We start from the raw sequence: 17,437 nt of genomic DNA, 5'->3' as shown, positions 1-17,437 counted from the left end.
GCTGTATGTACTGCATTCAACACTTGCCTTTGATCGTCATTCCACTAGAGAATAGTGGGAAATGCTACATGTAATTTGGCTAACCATGCTTGCTCTTTTTAATGTGCTGAACCATTGTGTTGTAAGGGTTTATCTCTCTCCGATGAGCGACCTCGCACATGATTCAGTGCATCAGGAACCAGCGGCAGTAAATACTTGTTGGTCAGTTGCCAATAGAGCATTTCCTGCATGTTGAGCTTCAGTAATTGCTCTGAGGATTTCCGATAAACATGAGGCATGCTCATCGAATCACATTCCACGTTAAACACCTCCACAATGATGTCATCGAGGTAGCGTTTAATGCTGCTCGTGGTGCGGTGGATCTCTAGTAGGGCTAACTGCTGCTGCAACTCCCTAACTGTGATCCATAGATGTTGATGAATAAGCATCAGCGTGTGCAGCAAAGCTGATAACCCTTCAATGCTGGTTTTATTGCTCATGACTACGCTCTCAATACATCAAAGCTCCACAACGGAGTTGGACATTTAATGTCGGGAGAATAGCGGTGGGTCAGACACCGCCTGACCAACGGTTAAACTGCAATCAATTTGTTTCATAAAAGTGTGAATTAATTAACATTAACGGGGTTTATGCTTGTCACTGAGCTCGGCAATGGCTGCCAATAACCCAATCAACAGCACCACCAGAAGCCCTAAACTGGATAGGGCTCCAATAGCACCGAAGAACGGGGAAAGTGAAAACAGCGTAATGAGGGCGGTGACAAGTTTGATGGTTTGTAGAAGAAGGGAAGTCATGAGTTATTGCGGGGTGACGGCTATCTCGTTGTAGGAGTCCATATCGACATAGGCAAGAAAGTTATTCTCCCATAGCCGATACAGCTCTTTGGCATCACGGCTACCTTGTATTGGTAGCCAGCCACGATAGGCCACAAAGAACTGTCCAACCCGAAAATCAAAATCCAAGTTGCGCTCTAGCTCTGGGTAGTAGTTGCCCATATAAGCAAAGTCAGTGATGTACTCAATACTCCATTCTCCTGTCGAGGTTTGGCAAATTGCCATCTCAACTGGATGGAAGCCGCCTTCATCCGCGCTGTAACTTTTATCGCGAAAGTTAAACACCAGATAACGGCTGGTGGTCAGTGTTTCATTACTCAGCAAATGAGCGGTGAACTGTTCACTTAGCAGCTTATGCAGTTTCTTTGACACAGGTAGTGATGATGCTGTGAAGGTTAATTTGGACATAGTGAGTCCTCCTTGTTTCAGGATTCAAATAAGAAATGAGAGAGTGAGAATTTAGTGGAACGTACCGACCATTGTCAGTTGCACATCATCAAAGACGTTTCTGGAAAGGTGACGGGCAAAGGCTTTCATCCAGACCGAGAGTAGCTCTTGTACCTCTGGGTGGGATAAATCAGTGCTCCCCACATCGGGTTGATAGCACCAGCGATTAGCCAGGTGAAAGTACAACTCAGGCTCAACGGTTGTGCTGTTGTCATTGGGATAAGAGAAGCTGGCAAAGAACACCACCAGCCAAGGGCTTGAGGCTGACTCACGTTTAAGCTGTACTTCAATGGGATGCAAACCTTGTCGTTGTCGGTAGTAACTCATTTGGCGGCAGTTCAATACGAGTCGTTCGGCATTGTCCGAGATGTTGTATCTATTCAGAAGTGCTTCTAGTGACGTATGTAAAGCATCATCAATGCACAGTTCTCCATAATGTTGCTCAATCATAGCCACCCCCTTTCAGCAAATGAGGTGCAAGTATCGGCTGTCACGATGTGGTCAAGAACGCGGACATCCACCAGCGCTAAAGCGTCTTTGAGTCTTTCGGTTATGCGTCTATCGGCTTGAGACGGTGTTGAGTCTCCAGATGGATGGTTGTGCGCAAATATCACTGCTGCGGCATTGACTTCCAGCACCGCTTTCACCACTTCTCGCGGGTAGACGCTGGCCGCATCCACCGTTCCTTGAAACAGCTCTTTAAACTCAATCAGTCGGTTTTGGTTATCCAGCAACAGTAAGGCAAACACTTCACGCTCATGTCTGCCTAGCTTACAGCGCACATACTCTTTAGTGGCATCAGGGTTAGTTAGGGCATCACCACGCACGTAGCGCGTAGCCAGTATCTCAGCGGCATGCTCTAGGATTTCATTTTCCTGATAGCGTTGCTGCTTTTGGTAATCGGAAGTTTTGGGATTCATTTCAGGCTCCTGTCGGAATCAATGATGGGTATTCACATTGATGACATATGCCTGAAGATTTTTGGATTGAGCTCAGGATGAGTATAAGCTCAATTTTGCATATTATTTTTAACGTTATAACCTAATACCATGAGACCAAATTGGTTGTTTACACATGTTGAGGAAAAGATAAATCCTTTACTGAGTCGATGGGTGAGAGAAAATCCAATGTTTAAGTTTCAATACTGTGATTTGTGAGCTTGATTTCATACTGCCTTTGAACTCTATTGTTTTTATGTTCTAAAACTAATTAATGATAAGGCTTGAGAGATATGGCTCGAATCACAAAAATTCGTAAGGAAAAACTTTCAATTTATCTCGCACGAGATAGCCATAAACCGATATCAGAGCTCATTAGATTAGATAATGTGAAAAAGCCAATTCAGCTAGATTTGCCAGATACAGAGTTGGCAGAGCTTTACATTAAAATCCAGCCTCCCAAAACCGTGCCACCTTGGACAAAAATCTTTACTGATAGCAATCAAGTTGAATCTGAAGAATTTGGTACATCTTCAAACGTCGGAGCTGTACTCGTGGTGATAGTGGCCGGTTCAACTTTCGTATTGTCATTTGGTATGGGATTTCACCTAATTAAACAAGAGGCTATTGAACGGGATTTTGGGCTGAAGGTGACCTTGAACTCAGTCGATCCAGACAAGCTCAGAAGCCTGGATAAAGCAAGTTACGACCACAACCCTTTAAACTCTAGAACCCAGAGTACTAGAGATGTGGATATATTTAACCTTCACCTCGATTCAGAAAGTGAGATGCTGTATGCCATTACCGGAACCTCTCAAGTTGAGCTATTTGGTAGTCATGTAACTGGTCGTGATGCCTTGACCATTGCAGTCGAAACCGATTTAGCTAATCTTCCTAAAATACTGTTGGAGTCTGTGCAGCGTTATAGAGTAAAACTACCGGCTAAGTTTAGTTGGGTTGAAGACATAAACAGAGTTCGAGATCTTGATGAGGTAGAAGTTCTCGATATGGAACTCGATAGTTACTTTGAGTTGGGCCAATACGATGGGTTTTGGCTAGGTGAACCTGAAGTGGTTGATTGGGAGTCTCAAATTGGTTACTCCTTCCATATGTCCCCAAGAGCGGCTCGCCATGTAGTGCTTTCTTTAAACGATTATCTTGTTTACTTGGAAGGCGCTGTACCAAGCGTAGAAGCAATGAAACATCATGTTGTTCACGTTAACAATAGTGAATATAAGTCGGTGAAGAGTTGGCCTGTTTATCGTTGCTTATACGCAGAAATTAGCTATGGTTCAGACCAGTACATTTTGCGAAACGGCATTTGGTACAAGGTTAATCAAGATTTCGTTACTAGGGTAGATGATTACCTTGCGAGTTTGAATGTTCATCCTTACCAGTTCCCTATTTATAATCATGATAGGGAGGAGGATTACAACCAGTATGTGGCTGCCAATGATTCTAGTTTCTGTCTTATGGACAAGAAAAATATCAAGATTGGAGGTATTTACGACAAATTAGAACATTGTGATCTTATTCGAAATGGTAACGAGTTTATTCATGTGAAGTTGTATCGAAGCTCTAGCACATTGAGTCATCTTTTTTCTCAAGGTTTTGTTGCGGCAGAGGCGTTTATCAAAGACGAATGGTATCGCGAAAGGTTGAATCCTAAGTTACCAGCATCAATCAAGCTTCAAGCGCCAAAAGATAGACCTGATCCTAGCAACTATCATGTGGTCTATGCTATTGCGACAACAAAAAACATTCCTGATGAACTTCCATTTTTTTCCAAAGTAACGTTGAAAAATGCGCTCAAAACACTAGTCGCTCTTGATTACCAGATCTCACTGGCAAAGATAGATGTAGATCCTTTGCTACTAATGAAGAAGAAGTGCAAGCCTAAGCTATAAATAGCAATCTTCTAAAGTCAAATTCACTTAATTGTATATCAATCGCTCGAATGAGTGATAGATGCGATGTTCATCATTGTCGATTCCCCAATTTTCTCATATTCTCTCACCATCAATTCTGATGAATAAAACCAACATGAGATAACACTCTGAATGGTAGACCAAATTTTAACTTTGAAAGAGGTGGCCGCTTACCTAAAGTTGGCCGAAAAAACAGCATATAGATTAGCAAGCGAAGGAAAGCTTCCTGGTTTCAAAGTCGGCGGTTCTTGGCGCTTCAAACGTGAAGACCTTGAGGCGTGGATAGAAGAGAATAAGAGCAAGTAATGACATTAATAAATCTCAAAGACTTAGAAGCGCACCTTTGGCATGCGGCCCACATCATAACGGGACCAATCGACGCTTCAGACTACAAAACCTACATCTTCCCAATCCTATTCTTTAAGCGTATCTGTGATGTTTACGATGAAGAGTTCGAAGAGGCGATGGATCAGGTGGGTGATGAAGAGCTTGCGAAAGGCGATATGTTTCACCGCATTCAAATTCCAGCTAACTGTCATTGGAAAGATGTGTTTGCAGAAACCAAAGACATCGGTCAAGCTCTAAAAGATTCATTCCGTGGCATTGAGCTAGAAAACCCACAGCTGCATGGCATTTTTGGTGATGCGAGCTGGACCAACAAAGAACGTCTATCAGACGAACTGTTATCGACACTACTCAACCATTTCAACAAGGTTAACCTTGGCGTATCGAGTGTGCGTAATGATGATATGGGTCGTGCTTACGAATACCTCATCAAGCGCTTTGCTGATAAAGCAAACAAGAAAGCAGGTGAGTTCTATACGCCACGTACCATTGTTCGTCTTATGGTTAATATTCTAGACCCACAAGCTAATGAAAGTGTTTATGACCCGGCTTGTGGTACAGGCGGTATGCTGCTTGAAACCATCCACCATGTTAAAGAAAGTGGCGGCGACCCACGTCTTCTTAAAATCAAAGGCCAAGAGAAGAACCTGACTACCGAAGCCATTGCTCGGATGAACTTGTTCCTACACGGACAAGAAGATTTTGAGATTGTTCGTGGTGATACGCTTCGTGATCCTAAATTCCTTAAAAATGATCAGTTAGAAACTTTTGATTGTGTAATCGCTAACCCACCGTTCAGCTTAAAAGAGTGGGGTTATGACTATTGGATAAGTGATCCGTACGGTCGTGCAAGCTTTGGTTTAGCGCCAAAAACCAACGGTGATTTCGCCTGGGTACAGCACATGTTTGCTTCATTGAATGATGAAGGGCGCATGGCGGTAGTGCTTCCACATGGTGTGCTTTTCCGTGGTGGTGCAGAAGGTAAAATCAGAACCAAGCTATTAAAAGAGAACCGTATCGTGGCGGTAATCGGCGTGGCTTCAAACTTGTTCTACGGTACAGGCATCCCTGCTTGTATTCTCGTATTGCGTAAAGCAAGACCAGAAGAGCATAAAGACCATGTTCTGATTGTGAATGCGGAAGAAATCTTCACTAAAGGCCGAGCGCAAAACACCTTATCAGAGCCTCAAGCTGATGAGATCTATGACATCTATCAGAAAATGCGCACCAAAGGGCCAAAAGCAGACGACATTGAGGGTGTTGCACGTTGGGTGCCACATAGCGAGATAGAAGAGAACGATTTCAACTTGAACATCGCTCGTTATGTACAAAAGCCGCTAGCAGAAGAAACCATTACCGTAGAAGAAGCGTTGAAAGATTTCCAGCAAAAATTAGCAGCCTTAGAGGCCGCTGAACAAGAGTTAGAAGCCTTGTTAATCAAAGAGGGCTTTGAGCTATGAATAAAAACAAATTAGAAGACCTACTGTGGGGCGCTGCAGAGTTCCTGCGTGGCCAAATTGATGCGTCTGATTACAAGCAGTACGTATTCCCACTGCTGTTCTTTAAGCGTCTATCGGATGTATATCTAGAAGAGTATAACGAAGCACTCGAGCTGCACGAAGGTGATGCTGAATATGCCGCGATGTCGATGTATCACCGTTTCGATATTCCTGAAGAAGCTAGCTGGGAGAAAGTTCGCAATACCAGTAAAGACATTGGTGAAGCGATTCAAAATGCACTGCGTTTGATTGAAGCAAAGAACGAGCCTTTGCACGGTGTATTTGGTGATGCGCAGTGGACCAACAAAGAGCGTTTGCCAGATCACTTGTTGTCAGATCTTATTCAGCACTTTAGTAAAATCCCACTAGGCATTAAGTCTGTTGCTCAAGATGACTTGGGTGAGGCTTACGAGTACTTGATCAAAAAATTTGCGGATGACTCAGGCCATACGGCTGCGGAGTTCTATACCAATCGTACTGTAGTGCATTTGATGACCCGTATCATGAAGCTTAAGCCTGGTGAGAGTGCGTATGATCCAACTTGTGGTACAGGTGGAATGCTGCTTAATGCGGTGATGGATCTGCGTTCTCAAGGCGAAGAGTGGCGCGGTGTTCACTTGTATGGCCAAGAAGTAAACCTGTTAACGTCCGCAATTGCTCGTATGAACATGTTCCTGCACGACATTGAAGAGTTTGATGTTATGCGTGGTGATACCCTAGGCGACCCTAAGTTTATCGAGAACGACCAGCTTAAGCAGTTTGATGTTATTTTCGCTAACCCGCCGTACTCCATCAAAAAATGGAACCGTGAAAAGTTTGCAGCTGACCCGTATGGACGCAATATGTACGGTGTACCACCGCAAGGTTGTGCTGATTACGGTTTCTATACCCATATCATCAAGAGTTTGAAACCAGAGACTGGCCGTGCGGCTATGCTTTGGCCCCACGGTGTTCTGTTCCGTGACTCAGAACAAGCGATCCGTAAACAGGTTATAGAATCAGACATCATTGAAGCAGTAATAGGGCTTGGTCCAAATCTGTTCTACAACTCACCGATGGAATCGTGCGTAGTGGTGCTTAACTGTAATAAGCCTGTCGAGCGCAAAAATAAGATTCTGTTTATCAATGGTGTAGAGCGTGTAACCCGCGAGCGCGCCCATAGCCGCTTATCTGATGATGATTTAGATGTGCTATGTGAGGCTTACTTTACACCAGAAAAGCAAAGCGACATCACGGCTTTGGTGGATATCGAAACCATCAAAGAGAACCTCTACAACCTGTCGATCCCTCTATATGTGCAGGCACAAAACAATGGTGAAGTGGATGATATCGAACATGCTCTCGAAGAATGGAAAGTCAGCCGCGTGCAATTGAAAAAGCAAACCAATAAGTTGTTCCAAAGCCTTGCTGCACTTGGATATACAGTTGAAACCAAGGTGGAGCAATAAATGACTGAGCAACAATTACCAGAAGGTTGGCAAATGGTTAAGTTTGGTGATATCGCCAAACATATTTCCAAGCGAGTTGCCCCAACTGAAACTGACTTAGAAGTGTATGTCGGCTTAGAGCACCTAGATCCTGATAGCTTAAAGATAAAGCGTCATGGCGTGCCTAGTGATGTTGCGGGACAAAAGCTATTGGTTAAAAAAGGACAAATTATTTTCGGAAAACGTCGTGCGTATCAGCGTAAAATAGCAGTCGCTGATTGGGATTGTATTTGTTCTGCTCACGCAATGGTGCTAGAGGCTAATCCTCAAAGTGTCATTCCTGATTTTTTGCCATTTTTCATGCAGTCTGATGTATTCATGAATCGAGCTGTGGCAATTTCCGAGGGATCGCTTTCACCGACCATAAAGTGGAAAACAATAGAAAATCAGATGTTTCTGTTCCCGGACATAAAGCATCAAGAGAAAATACTAAAGGCACTCCAAGCATTTGAGGTTGTTCTGACTAAATGCCAGCAGCTAATTAGTAGCTCGAGCACTCTTCGATCGTCAACAAGAGCAGAAACACTTTACAAAGGTGGAAAAGGTCGAAAATTGGTTTCGACACACTGGGGAAGTATTCCTGAGGGCTGGAGTATTAAACCTTTCTCCTATTTATCCGAAATAAACCCCACATATAAATTTAAGAATCAGCAATCGGTGACTTTTTGTGATATGGCTGCATTAGCCACAGACTCAATGAAAATAGAAGGAAGTTTGATCGTTAAGGAGTCAGGCGGAAGTGGTGCGCGATTTAAAAATGGTGATGTATTGTTTGCACGAATTACCCCCTGTGCAGAGAATGGGAAAATGGCCATTGTTGACTTTTTGGAAGACAAAGCTGTGGGGCAAGGATCAACAGAATTTATAGTGTTGTCTCCTAAGAATATTTCATCCGAATATCTATACCATCTTTGCCGAACCAATCGCGTCCGACAGTTTGCTATTAATAACATGGAAGGAACCACTGGGAGGCAAAGGATTCCAGCGCAGGTGTTCGAAAACATAATGTTACCTATGCCTCCGAAAAGCGAGGTTGGGAAGCTAGAAGAAACGTTGTCAAATGTAGAGGATCTGCATTCAGTCGCGCTTACAAAATTGGCAAAAATAAATTTGGCAAAGAAGTCCTACATGCAAAAAATATTTGGGATTATGTAAATGTTTAACGAACAAACCGTCACAGAAAATGGAATCATTGAGCGCTTAAAAGGCTTAAGCGGAGTTAAGTGGAATTACTGCCATGGTGAGAGCTTGCCTAAGCAAACACACGATATCTTCGTTGATACCTGGCTTAAAGAGGCGCTTTGTTCGTTAAACCCTGATATTGGTAACAATCCCGATTATGCTGATGAGGTGATCTACAAGCTTCGCGGCTTGATGTTGGAAGCCAAGCACACAGGATTGGTGAAAGCCAACGAAAATTTTCATGAATGGTTGATGGCAGAAAAAAGCCTACCGTTTGGTGAGAACGGCGACCATATCACCATCAAGCTGATTGACTTTGATACCCCTAAAAATAATCATTTTGTTGTAGCCCAGCAGGTTCACTTCATTGCCGCGACAGAGGTGTTTTTCGATATCGTTCTGTATGTGAATGGTATCCCACTGGTGGTCGGGGAAGTAAAATCTGCCACTCGTCCAAGTGTCACCTGGCAAGATGGCGCAGCCGATTTTATGGGCGGCCAAAAGCACTATTGGAAAAATGTTGAACCTTTCTTTGTACCAAACCTTCTGTGCTTTGCTTCTGAAGGTCGCACCTTTGCGTATGGTGCGATTAATGCCCGAGCCAAAGATTGGGGACCTTGGCATAAAACCGACCAGCGAGATGAGATTCCAGCTAGCTTAGCTACGGTACTTGATAGCTGTGAAGGCTTATTGAACCCAGAAACCTTGCTGCAAATGCTAGAGTCATTCGCGTTGTTCTCAACCGTGAAGACAGGTAAAGACACGCCACCTAAACGCATTAAAATTCTGCCTCGTTATCCGCAATTTGAAGCCGCAAAGCAAATAGTTGAGCGTGTAAAAAAAGGTTATCCGAAAAAAGGGCTTATCTGGCACTTCCAAGGTTCAGGTAAGTCCTTGCTTATGCTCTATGCGGCTCGCATGCTTCGTGCTGATAACAAATTGAAAAATCCAACCGTCTTGATTGTGGTAGACCGTCGAGATCTCGATAGCCAAATCAATGAAACCTTTGGTGGAGCGGATGTTAAAAACCTCATCAAAGTACAAAGCTGTAAAAAGCTTGGTGAGCATATAGAACAAGATAGTCGCGGCATTTTGATCACCACCGTCTTCAAGTTTAAAGACGTCGAAATCGATGAGAGCAATGAAAACGGTCTAAACAGTCGTGATAACATTATTGTGCTGGTGGATGAAGCGCACCGCACTCAAGAGGGTTCTCTTGGCGACAAAATGCGCTGGGCGCTGCCTCATGCTCATTTCTATGGCTTAACAGGTACGCCGATTTCTGGTATCGACCGCAATACTTTCAAACTCTTTGGTGCTGAAGAGGATGAAGGGCGTTATATGAACCGCTACAGCTATAAGCAGTCCATACGAGATAAAGCGACCAATGCAGTGAAGTTTGAGCCTCGTTTGGCTGAGCTTCGTGTGGATCGTGCCGCAATTGATGAAGCTTTTGAACAAATGGTCAAAGATAACGACCTAGACGATGATGAGAAAATGGCATTATCTAAGCGTGCTGGCCGCTTAGCGATTATGTTGAAGGCGCCAAAACGCATGGCGGCGGTAAGTGAAGATATTGCCAATCACTTTGTAAGCCATGTAAAGCCAAAGCAGATGAAAGGCATGGTAGTGGTCTATGACCGAGATGCCTGTGTGCAGATGTATTACTTACTCGGTAAGAAGCTTGGCTTTGATGCGGTTGAAGTGGTCATGAACGTCGACCAGGCACCGGTCAAAGATGAAGATGCAAGTAAGAAAGGCAAGGTTAACAAGGATTGGCGTAAATGGAAGCAAGAGCTTGAGCTTCCTATCATCGAGTCGGACTTTGAACGTTGGCAAGAAATTGATGGCAACGACCAAAAGCAGAAGAGTTTGATTGAGGATTACAAAGATCCAAAACAACCACTTCAATTGCTGATTGTGACCGCAAAACTATTAACAGGATTTGATGCACCTATCTGTTACTGCATGTACCTAGATAAGCCATTACGTGACCATACATTGTTGCAGGCAATGTGCCGTACTAACCGTTTGTACGAGACAGACAACGTCAGTAAGCAAATGGGCCTCATCATTGATTACCTTGGCGTATTTGAAAACCTGCGTACCGCACTTGCTTACGATCCTGAAGAGATCGACGGCGTGGTGGAAGGCATTGAGGCCTTTAAAGAGCTACTGCCAGCTCAGTTAGATAAGTGCTTAAGCTTCTTCCCTAACGTCGACAGAACCATCGATGGTTTTGAAGGTATTATGGCAGCGCAAGCTTGCCTACCGACTAACGAAAAGCGTGATGAATTTGCGGCGTCTTTTGGTGTGCTGTCTAAGCTGTGGTCTGCGATTAATCCAGACACTTTTCTTACTCCTTATCGAGCTGATTATAAGTGGTTGGTTCAAATCTATGAATCAGTCCGCCCGGTAGGGCAGACAGGCTCTCTCGTGTGGGCTGCGCTAGGTCCAGAAACCATCAAGATGATTCACGAACATACTGACATCAATCGTATTCGTGATGACATTGATGAGTTGGTTATGGATGAACACGCTATCTTCACCTTGACTGAGAAAGAACAAGAGAAGCGCGCAAGCCAATTAGAAATTGATCTAATGGGCCGTCTGCGCGGCAGCGGTAATCCGAAGTTTATCGCTCTCGGTGAGCGCTTAGAAAAATTACGTCAAGATTATGAAGCAGGCGTAATCAAAGCAATCGACTGGTTAAAAGGGCTGCTTGATACGGCCAAAGATACTGTGCAAGCCGAGCGTGAAGCGGGTGACTCGCCAGTAACCCAAGAAGATAACAAACAAGCACTAACAAAACTGTTCTTAGAAACTCGCCCTGAAAGCACGCCTAAGCTAATCGGCGATGTTGTAGAGCAGATAGATAAGATTGTAAAAGCCAAACGCTTTAAAGGCTGGCAGAGCTCTAATAGTGGTCCAAGAGAGATTCAAAAGGCACTGCTACTGACACTTGCCCAATTTGGTTTAGGAAAAGACAAAGAGCTGTTCGCTAAGGCGTATGGTTATATTGAAGAGCATTATTGATGAATTATCATATCTTATTTGGACAAGAGGCTGTTCCACATAGTGGTGTTAGCTCGGTTTATCTAACACCGATCAAAAATGAAATGTCTTCTTTTAGTACATTGTTTAATGTAAGTCTTCACGATGACAAAGGGTTGTATAGAGAGCTTGGCCTTGTAAAAATCGGTGTTGTCAATCAAATCTCCGAAGAGAAGCTCTCAGAGAGTCTCCCTCCCATTTTTGAACGATTAGGCAACGATTATTTTTCATTAGGCATAGACGTTGACTATTACTCTAAGCTAGCGCAATTGCCTAGTTCGCTTCGTTTTAGCTTATTGAGAAGCCTCAATGATATTGTGTATTCATCAGATCATTTAGCAATTGCGCAGAAAGAAACTGTTTTTAGAACTGACTTTTTGGCGAGTGTAAGTTTGTCTAGCATTAAAGGGCAGTTTTCACGAGTTCTTAAGGGTGGGGTGCTTCTCACTGATTACAGTTTCAGTTTTAACCGCTCAACTGATGGGCTTTTCTCCGCAATTAATCTGGGTTTTGAGGTTAACGCCAGTTCCGTGCCTAGTACCAATATACATGCTGTCATTGGAAGAAATGGTGTCGGAAAAACGACATTGTTGAATGGAATGGTTCAAGGTGGGCTAGGAATCAATAATAAACTAGGCTTTTTCATTGATCCAAACACTGGAGAAGCTTTCGAGAAAGATTATTTCTCTTGCATAGTGTCAGTATCGTTTAGCGCGTTTGATACATTTACTCCTCCAGAAGAACAGCAAGACCCAAGCAAAGGAATTCGGTATTACTATGTTGGCTTAAAAAGTCAGAAACAAGGTGAGAACAGGCTTAAAACCCGGACTGAGATGGACGTTGATTTCAATCGGTCATTTGCTTTATGTCTGGGGGAGAAAGAAAAAAAGGTTCGGCTTTTCAAAGCAATAAAAACTCTGGAGTCAGATGAGAATTTTGCTGAAATGAATATCCGTCGATTTGAGTTAGAACCTACTTCGATAGCCAAAAGGGGTATTTGGGAAGCAATGACATCAATGAGTTCTGGTCATGCTGTAGTTTTGCAAACACTGACGCGTTTAGTTGCATCTGTCGAAGAAAAGACGTTAGTTCTAATAGACGAGCCTGAAAGCCACTTACATCCGCCGCTGCTATCTGCATTTATTCGAGCTTTGAGCGAACTACTTCATGATAGAAACGGAGTAGCGATCATCGCAACTCACTCTCCTGTAGTATTGCAAGAAGTACCGAAATCGTGTGTGTGGAAGGTGTTGAAATCTGGAGATGTTACAAAAGTGCTTCGCCCTGAGATCGAAACTTTTGGAGAAAATGTAGGAATTTTGACAAGAGAAGTTTTTGGCTTAGAGGTAACGAAATCTGGTTTCCACAAGCTTTTATCCAAATCTGTTGATGACGGTTTTACTTATGAAGAGATTCTAAATCAGTACAATAATCAGCTTGGTTTTGAGGCAAGAGCTATCTTGAAGGCGCTTCTCCTACATAAAGAGAAGGCCGATATTAAATGATTAAACTCTCACCACCGGAACACACCATAAATGATGCTATTCAACTATGTACTGACGGGATGTCAAAGAAGGATCTGAAAGACAGAATTTATCAGGGGAGTGACGAAATACGAGAATCTGCGGCAGACTACTGCGTTAAAGCTGAGGGTGGGGAACTTTTTACCATTGATCCTATTGAAGGCGATGAAGAGTCAGTTGTTAATTCTGGTGTTTCAAAGAGGGAATTTGTAAATCTATATGAGTATTATTTTAGAAATACCAAAAAGCCTGGAAGGGAGATCTATGACGCTCTAATGCTCTCTGCCGATGAGAGTTGTCCTTTTTGTGGCGGAATCGGACGGCCTAAGAATCTAGACCATTATCTACCTAAAGCTCATTTTCCTCAGTTTTCTATTTTACCATTCAATCTTATCCCTTCTTGCCGGGACTGTAATATGGACGGTAAGGGAGAGCACTATGCGACTGCTTATCATGAACAGATAATCCACCCTTATTTAGACAAAGAGTGTTTTTTTCAGGAGCAGTGGGTTTTCGCACAAGTATTGCCAGGGTCGCCGTGTGCGCTGGATTTTTATGTATCTCCCCCTGAAGAATGGGAAGAGAATGATAAGCTTAGAGCTGAACAGCACTTTATAGACTTTGATTTATCCAAACGGTACAGTATTCAAGCTGCCAATCTTGTTACTTTTATAGTGACAATACGAAGTACAATTATGAACGATAGTACAGCAGAGGAATTTAAAGCATTTCTCTCATCTTATATAGACTCACCTCTATTCATTAATCATTGGCAAGTTGTTTCATGTCAAGCTCTTGCGAATAGTGATTGGTTCTGTACAGAAGGGCACCTATAGTTTGAGTTAGTAAGAAATTCATACATTTAGCTAATTACTTTCAACTGCTTTGTTCCTGTCACAGAAAGGCTGCCTTTGGCGGCCTCTTCTATATGCCCGCTCCACCAGCTCATCATAGGGCGGCGGCGTTCAAGGTAGTCAGTTCGGTTATAGGCGCTACGCACTTGGTTATCATCAACGTGTGCCAGTGACGCTTCGATCAAGTCACGGTCAAAACCTTGTTCATTGAGTGTAGTACTTGCGAGAGACCGCAGACCGTGGCTAACTAATCTTCCCGCAAACCCCATACGTTTCAGAGCCATATTTGCCGTTTGGCTGTTACATGGTTTCTTCGGATCGCGATCTGAAGGAAATATGTATTCACGGTGGCCGCTTATCGGCTTCATTACTTCTAATAGCGCCAGCATCTGCTCAGTGAGCGGGATGCGGTGCTCTCTTCTTTTTTTCATTCTCTCTGCTGGAATTGTCCATATTTTTTCTTCCCACTCAATCTCATCCCATCTAGCGTCTGCGGCTTCAGAAGGACGAGTCATAGTGTGTAGTTGCCACTCGATTAAACAACGAGTAGTACGCTTTATACTGGCATTGGCGATAGCTCCCATGAGCTCTGGTAGCTCATCTGGTGCTAGTGCTGCCATGTTTTCTTTTTTGGGCTTTTTAAAAGCGGCTCGAATACCCGTTGATGGATTCGCTTTTACAAGACCACAGTTTGCCGCGTAGTTCATTATTTCATTTAAGCGTTGAGATAAGCGTTTAACCGTCTCTAGGCTGCCTTTTGCTTCGATAGGTCTAAGTAGATCAATAACAAGTGGGGCATCGATATCTTTTACTGGTGTATTCGCTATTTGCGGAAATACATGAAGTTCTAGTGAGCGCCAGATATCGACAGCATAGTCTGGAGTGACTTCGTGCTTTTTGAGGTTGAACCAATCTTCAGAGACTTTAGCAAAGGTATGTTCGTAGATTTCTTTGTGAACGAGTTCTTGGCGTTTTCGTTCTTCTTGAGGATCAACCCCCTGAGCTAGTAGCTCTCTGGCTGCCATTGCATTTTTACGAGCATTGGCAAGAGATAAATCTGGATATCTACCTAGGCTAAGGTTTGCTCGTTTTCCTGTAATGGGTTTGTAGTAGTTAAAGATCCACTGTTTTGAACCGTTAGGCTTGATACGTAATCTAAGGCCATCACCATCAAACAAGTTGTATTCTTTATCCTTGGGCTTCGCTGATTTGATATCTTTGTCTGTTAGACGAGTAGTTATTTTTGCCATGTTGGGTACACCAGATTAACTCATTAAAACCAGTGTACCCTGTTGTGTACCCAAAGATCAAAGAAGTAGTGAGACGTCTTTGGATGCTAATGGATGCTAAGTTATTGATTTTTGGTTGTTACAGGCAAGAAAAAAGACGTCCTAGGACGTCTTTTTCCTATGAATTGGTGGAGCTGGGGGGATTTGAACCCCCGTCCGAAAATCATTCACCATTGGTACTACATGCTTAGTCGATCTTTAATTTCGCCACCCACCTGCGAACCGACACGCTAATGAATGACTATCCTGAATTATAATTCGCTGTTCATCTCTCAGGCGGGAGAATCCGAGCTAGCTAGTTTGGGTTTGACTCTTTGTTATTCCCCGTCTTACGAGCGGAAGCTAGGGCAAAGAGGCTCTTAGCAGGGTATTAAGCTGCTAGTGCGTAGTTTTCGTCGTTTGCGACTATTTTTTTGCGGTTTGTTAACGAGGCCTACCGCACCTCGGCATGCACCTCAGACTTCAAAATTCCCGTCGAATCCAGAATCAGCCCCAAGGTTGTTTATGCATAGTACCAGAAAAGCATTGCCTGTCTAGCGCTGTGCGTCTGATTGGTCAAGATTAACGCAATGAACTCTTCATTACGCGAGCTTTTTCTCTCGCCCAATCTTTTTCTTTTAAATCATCACGTTTGTCGTGAAGCTTTTTACCTTTCGATACGCCAACTTTGAGTTTTACCCAAGAGCGAGACCAGTAAAGAGATAATGCAGTTAATGTCATACCTTCACGGTTAATTCGACCGAATAGGTTGTCGAGTTCACGACGACTTAATAACAGTTTACGAACGCGAGTAGGGTTAGCGACAACATGCGTTGAGGCTTGTTGTAGCGGAGTAATAGTCATACCAGAAACAAAAGCTTCTCCGTCACGCATGAAAACATAGCTTTCAGCGATATTAGCTTTGCCTTGACGAAGAGATTTCACTTCCCAGCCTTGTAGCTCAAGCCCTGCTTCTACTTCATCTTCAATAAAGTATTCATGGCGAGCTTTTTTATTCAGCGCGATAGTGTTGCTACCCGCTTTTGTCTTTGAATTTTTCTTTACCATAGTGGGTGCATTATACGGATTTGGTGATGAGATAGGAAATGCTTTTCTTTGCGTAGCATAAGGTTAACTGCGTCGCCTAACAAGTAGCAATGTGCAGTTACTTGAGGTGACATAAGTATGACAGTACAATCAGCTCTAACCGATATGTCCGGGTAATGATGAGGAGTAAAGATGAAACAAATTAGTCGTTCTGCGTTGGTATCATTTAGTGCAGAGCAGATGTTTCATTTAGTGAATGATGTTGCTCGCTACCCTGAATTTTTACCGGGTTGCTCAGGCTCGCGTGTATTGGAATCCTCTTCCGAGGCTATGGTTGCGTCAGTCGACGTGTCTAAAGCGGGTATCAGCAAAACATTTACCACATCAAATGAGTTGCGTCATGGAGAATCAATTGTGATGAATTTGGTTGATGGTCCATTTAAAACTTTACGAGGCGGGTGGCATTTCACCCCGCTGGATGAGCAAGCTTGTAAAGTTGAGTTGAAGTTAGAGTTCGAATTCTCAAGTAAAATGATTGAGTTGGCTTTTGGTAAAATATTTAATGAACTGACCAGCAATATGGTTAATGCCTTTACGAAACGCGCAAAGCAGGTTTATGCATAATGAGTATTGGATCCGATATCATCCACGTTGACGTGGTTTATGCTCTACCCAACGAGCAGCGAGTTTTAAATCTTATGGTTAGCAAAGATATGACCGTCGAGGAGATCATTCAGACCTCTGGCATTTTGACTTTGTATCCGGAAATTGATTTGAAGGTCAACAAAGTTGGTGTGTTTAGCCGTAATGTGAAGCTTGACTCAACAGTGCGTGACAGAGACAGAATTGAAATTTACCGCCCATTATTGGCTGACCCGAAAGAAATTCGTCGTAAGCGCGTTGAGCAGCAAAGGGCTCAAGCAACCACGAATAAGTGATTTGCTAGCCATTGATGATGAAAAAAAAAGCTTGTGTTAATGACAAGCTCTTTTTGCATTGGATTTGCCGACTAACTTCTTCTTTTCGAAAATA

At 43.3% G+C, this 17,437-nt stretch carries 16 protein-coding genes, 1 other RNA gene and 1 pseudogene; 10 read left to right on the top strand and 8 right to left on the bottom strand.

All coding sequences use genetic code 11. The features are described 5' to 3' along the window. Positions 1 to 47: 47 nt before the first annotated feature. The 5 genes and pseudogenes from ACK5MF_RS15915 to radC all read right to left on the bottom strand — a co-directional run. A pseudogene (locus tag ACK5MF_RS15915) lies at positions 48 to 479 on the bottom strand (transcriptional regulator); the annotation flags it as partial. Between the two features lie 138 nt (positions 480 to 617). Then, positions 618 to 794, bottom strand: coding sequence for a hypothetical protein (locus ACK5MF_RS15910; protein WP_416923550.1), 177 nt, complete (start codon positions 792 to 794; stop codon positions 618 to 620). Between the two features lie 3 nt (positions 795 to 797). After that, positions 798 to 1,241 carry a DUF2787 domain-containing protein gene (locus ACK5MF_RS15905; protein ID WP_416923549.1) on the bottom strand — a complete coding sequence of 148 codons (444 nt, stop codon included), beginning with the start codon at positions 1,239 to 1,241 and terminating at the stop codon, positions 798 to 800. Between the two features lie 51 nt (positions 1,242 to 1,292). Next, the gene (locus tag ACK5MF_RS15900; RefSeq protein ID WP_416923548.1) at positions 1,293 to 1,730 is read right to left on the bottom strand and encodes a DUF2787 domain-containing protein; all 438 of its coding nucleotides are present in this window, start codon (positions 1,728 to 1,730) and stop codon (positions 1,293 to 1,295) included. Further along, positions 1,727 to 2,200 carry a RadC family protein gene (gene radC / locus ACK5MF_RS15895; RefSeq protein WP_416923547.1) on the bottom strand — a complete coding sequence of 158 codons (474 nt, stop codon included), beginning with the start codon at positions 2,198 to 2,200 and terminating at the stop codon, positions 1,727 to 1,729. Before radC ends, ACK5MF_RS15900 begins: the two co-directional genes overlap by 4 nt. Before the next feature lie 311 nt (positions 2,201 to 2,511). On the opposite strand from radC, the gene ACK5MF_RS15890 reads away from it, so the two are divergent. The 8 genes from ACK5MF_RS15890 (at position 2,512) to ACK5MF_RS15855 (ending at position 14,072) form a co-directional block, all read left to right on the top strand. After that, a complete protein-coding gene (locus ACK5MF_RS15890; protein WP_416923546.1) occupies positions 2,512 to 4,125 on the top strand; it encodes a TIGR04141 family sporadically distributed protein in 1,614 nt (537 codons plus the stop codon). Between the two features lie 153 nt (positions 4,126 to 4,278). Further along, complete coding sequence (gene mads1 / locus ACK5MF_RS15885) at positions 4,279 to 4,452, top strand: methylation-associated defense system helix-turn-helix domain-containing protein MAD1 (RefSeq protein ID WP_102416605.1); 174 nt, start codon at positions 4,279 to 4,281, stop codon at positions 4,450 to 4,452. Further along, positions 4,452 to 5,951, top strand: coding sequence for a type I restriction-modification system subunit M (locus ACK5MF_RS15880; protein WP_416923545.1), 1,500 nt, complete (start codon positions 4,452 to 4,454; stop codon positions 5,949 to 5,951). The genes mads1 and ACK5MF_RS15880 overlap by 1 nt, the downstream gene beginning before the upstream one ends. Further along, positions 5,948 to 7,438: a type I restriction-modification system subunit M gene (locus ACK5MF_RS15875; protein ID WP_416923544.1), complete on the top strand. Its 1,491-nt coding sequence runs from the start codon at positions 5,948 to 5,950 to the stop codon at positions 7,436 to 7,438. Before ACK5MF_RS15880 ends, ACK5MF_RS15875 begins: the two co-directional genes overlap by 4 nt. Further along, positions 7,439 to 8,632: a restriction endonuclease subunit S gene (locus ACK5MF_RS15870; RefSeq protein ID WP_416923543.1), complete on the top strand. Its 1,194-nt coding sequence runs from the start codon at positions 7,439 to 7,441 to the stop codon at positions 8,630 to 8,632. After that, complete coding sequence (locus ACK5MF_RS15865) at positions 8,633 to 11,695, top strand: type I restriction endonuclease subunit R (protein WP_258587137.1); 3,063 nt, start codon at positions 8,633 to 8,635, stop codon at positions 11,693 to 11,695. Beyond that, the gene (locus ACK5MF_RS15860) at positions 11,695 to 13,218 is read left to right on the top strand and encodes an AAA family ATPase (RefSeq protein ID WP_208892150.1); all 1,524 of its coding nucleotides are present in this window, start codon (positions 11,695 to 11,697) and stop codon (positions 13,216 to 13,218) included. The genes ACK5MF_RS15865 and ACK5MF_RS15860 overlap by 1 nt, the downstream gene beginning before the upstream one ends. After that, positions 13,215 to 14,072, top strand: coding sequence for an HNH endonuclease (locus ACK5MF_RS15855; RefSeq protein WP_416923542.1), 858 nt, complete (start codon positions 13,215 to 13,217; stop codon positions 14,070 to 14,072). Before ACK5MF_RS15860 ends, ACK5MF_RS15855 begins: the two co-directional genes overlap by 4 nt. Positions 14,073 to 14,098: 26 nt before the next feature. On the opposite strand, the gene ACK5MF_RS15850 is transcribed toward ACK5MF_RS15855, so the two are convergent. The 3 genes from ACK5MF_RS15850 to smpB form a co-directional block, all read right to left on the bottom strand. Next, complete coding sequence (locus tag ACK5MF_RS15850; RefSeq protein WP_416923541.1) at positions 14,099 to 15,340, bottom strand: integrase domain-containing protein; 1,242 nt, start codon at positions 15,338 to 15,340, stop codon at positions 14,099 to 14,101. Positions 15,341 to 15,505: 165 nt separating this feature from the next. Further along, positions 15,506 to 15,873: a transfer-messenger RNA gene (gene ssrA, locus ACK5MF_RS15845) on the bottom strand. A 67-nt stretch (positions 15,874 to 15,940) separates the two neighbouring features. Further along, entirely contained in the window at positions 15,941 to 16,426 is a 486-nt protein-coding gene (gene smpB / locus ACK5MF_RS15840; protein ID WP_042489074.1) for an SsrA-binding protein SmpB, read from the bottom strand. A 171-nt stretch (positions 16,427 to 16,597) separates the two neighbouring features. On the opposite strand from smpB, the gene ACK5MF_RS15835 reads away from it, so the two are divergent. Both ACK5MF_RS15835 and ACK5MF_RS15830 read left to right on the top strand, forming a co-directional pair. Next, positions 16,598 to 17,029, top strand: a complete 432-nt coding sequence (locus ACK5MF_RS15835; RefSeq protein WP_416923540.1) for an SRPBCC family protein — start codon at positions 16,598 to 16,600, stop codon at positions 17,027 to 17,029. Beyond that, the gene (locus ACK5MF_RS15830; RefSeq protein WP_416923539.1) at positions 17,029 to 17,343 is read left to right on the top strand and encodes an RnfH family protein; all 315 of its coding nucleotides are present in this window, start codon (positions 17,029 to 17,031) and stop codon (positions 17,341 to 17,343) included. The genes ACK5MF_RS15835 and ACK5MF_RS15830 overlap by 1 nt, the downstream gene beginning before the upstream one ends. Positions 17,344 to 17,437: the final 94 nt, after the last annotated feature.

The sequence above is a fragment of the Vibrio sp. genome, from assembly GCF_047973365.1.
Classification (GTDB): domain Bacteria; phylum Pseudomonadota; class Gammaproteobacteria; order Enterobacterales; family Vibrionaceae; genus Vibrio.
This window is presented reverse-complemented; position numbering and strand designations above follow the sequence as displayed.

Excerpts from the sequence above, each read along its gene's own strand:
- ACK5MF_RS15910 (WP_416923550.1), bottom strand. The coding sequence starts at position 794 with ATGACTTCCCTTCTTCTACAAACCATCAAACTTGTCACCGCCCTCATT.
- ACK5MF_RS15905 (WP_416923549.1), bottom strand. The coding sequence starts at position 1,241 with ATGTCCAAATTAACCTTCACAGCATCATCACTACCTGTGTCAAAGAAA.
- ACK5MF_RS15900 (WP_416923548.1), bottom strand. The coding sequence starts at position 1,730 with ATGATTGAGCAACATTATGGAGAACTGTGCATTGATGATGCTTTACAT.
- radC (WP_416923547.1), bottom strand. The coding sequence starts at position 2,200 with ATGAATCCCAAAACTTCCGATTACCAAAAGCAGCAACGCTATCAGGAA.
- ACK5MF_RS15890 (WP_416923546.1), top strand. The coding sequence starts at position 2,512 with ATGGCTCGAATCACAAAAATTCGTAAGGAAAAACTTTCAATTTATCTC.
- mads1 (WP_102416605.1), top strand. The coding sequence starts at position 4,279 with ATGGTAGACCAAATTTTAACTTTGAAAGAGGTGGCCGCTTACCTAAAG.
- ACK5MF_RS15880 (WP_416923545.1), top strand. The coding sequence starts at position 4,452 with ATGACATTAATAAATCTCAAAGACTTAGAAGCGCACCTTTGGCATGCG.
- ACK5MF_RS15875 (WP_416923544.1), top strand. The coding sequence starts at position 5,948 with ATGAATAAAAACAAATTAGAAGACCTACTGTGGGGCGCTGCAGAGTTC.
- ACK5MF_RS15870 (WP_416923543.1), top strand. The coding sequence starts at position 7,439 with ATGACTGAGCAACAATTACCAGAAGGTTGGCAAATGGTTAAGTTTGGT.
- ACK5MF_RS15865 (WP_258587137.1), top strand. The coding sequence starts at position 8,633 with ATGTTTAACGAACAAACCGTCACAGAAAATGGAATCATTGAGCGCTTA.
- ACK5MF_RS15860 (WP_208892150.1), top strand. The coding sequence starts at position 11,695 with ATGAATTATCATATCTTATTTGGACAAGAGGCTGTTCCACATAGTGGT.
- ACK5MF_RS15855 (WP_416923542.1), top strand. The coding sequence starts at position 13,215 with ATGATTAAACTCTCACCACCGGAACACACCATAAATGATGCTATTCAA.
- ACK5MF_RS15850 (WP_416923541.1), bottom strand. The coding sequence starts at position 15,340 with ATGGCAAAAATAACTACTCGTCTAACAGACAAAGATATCAAATCAGCG.
- smpB (WP_042489074.1), bottom strand. The coding sequence starts at position 16,426 with ATGGTAAAGAAAAATTCAAAGACAAAAGCGGGTAGCAACACTATCGCG.
- ACK5MF_RS15835 (WP_416923540.1), top strand. The coding sequence starts at position 16,598 with ATGAAACAAATTAGTCGTTCTGCGTTGGTATCATTTAGTGCAGAGCAG.
- ACK5MF_RS15830 (WP_416923539.1), top strand. The coding sequence starts at position 17,029 with ATGAGTATTGGATCCGATATCATCCACGTTGACGTGGTTTATGCTCTA.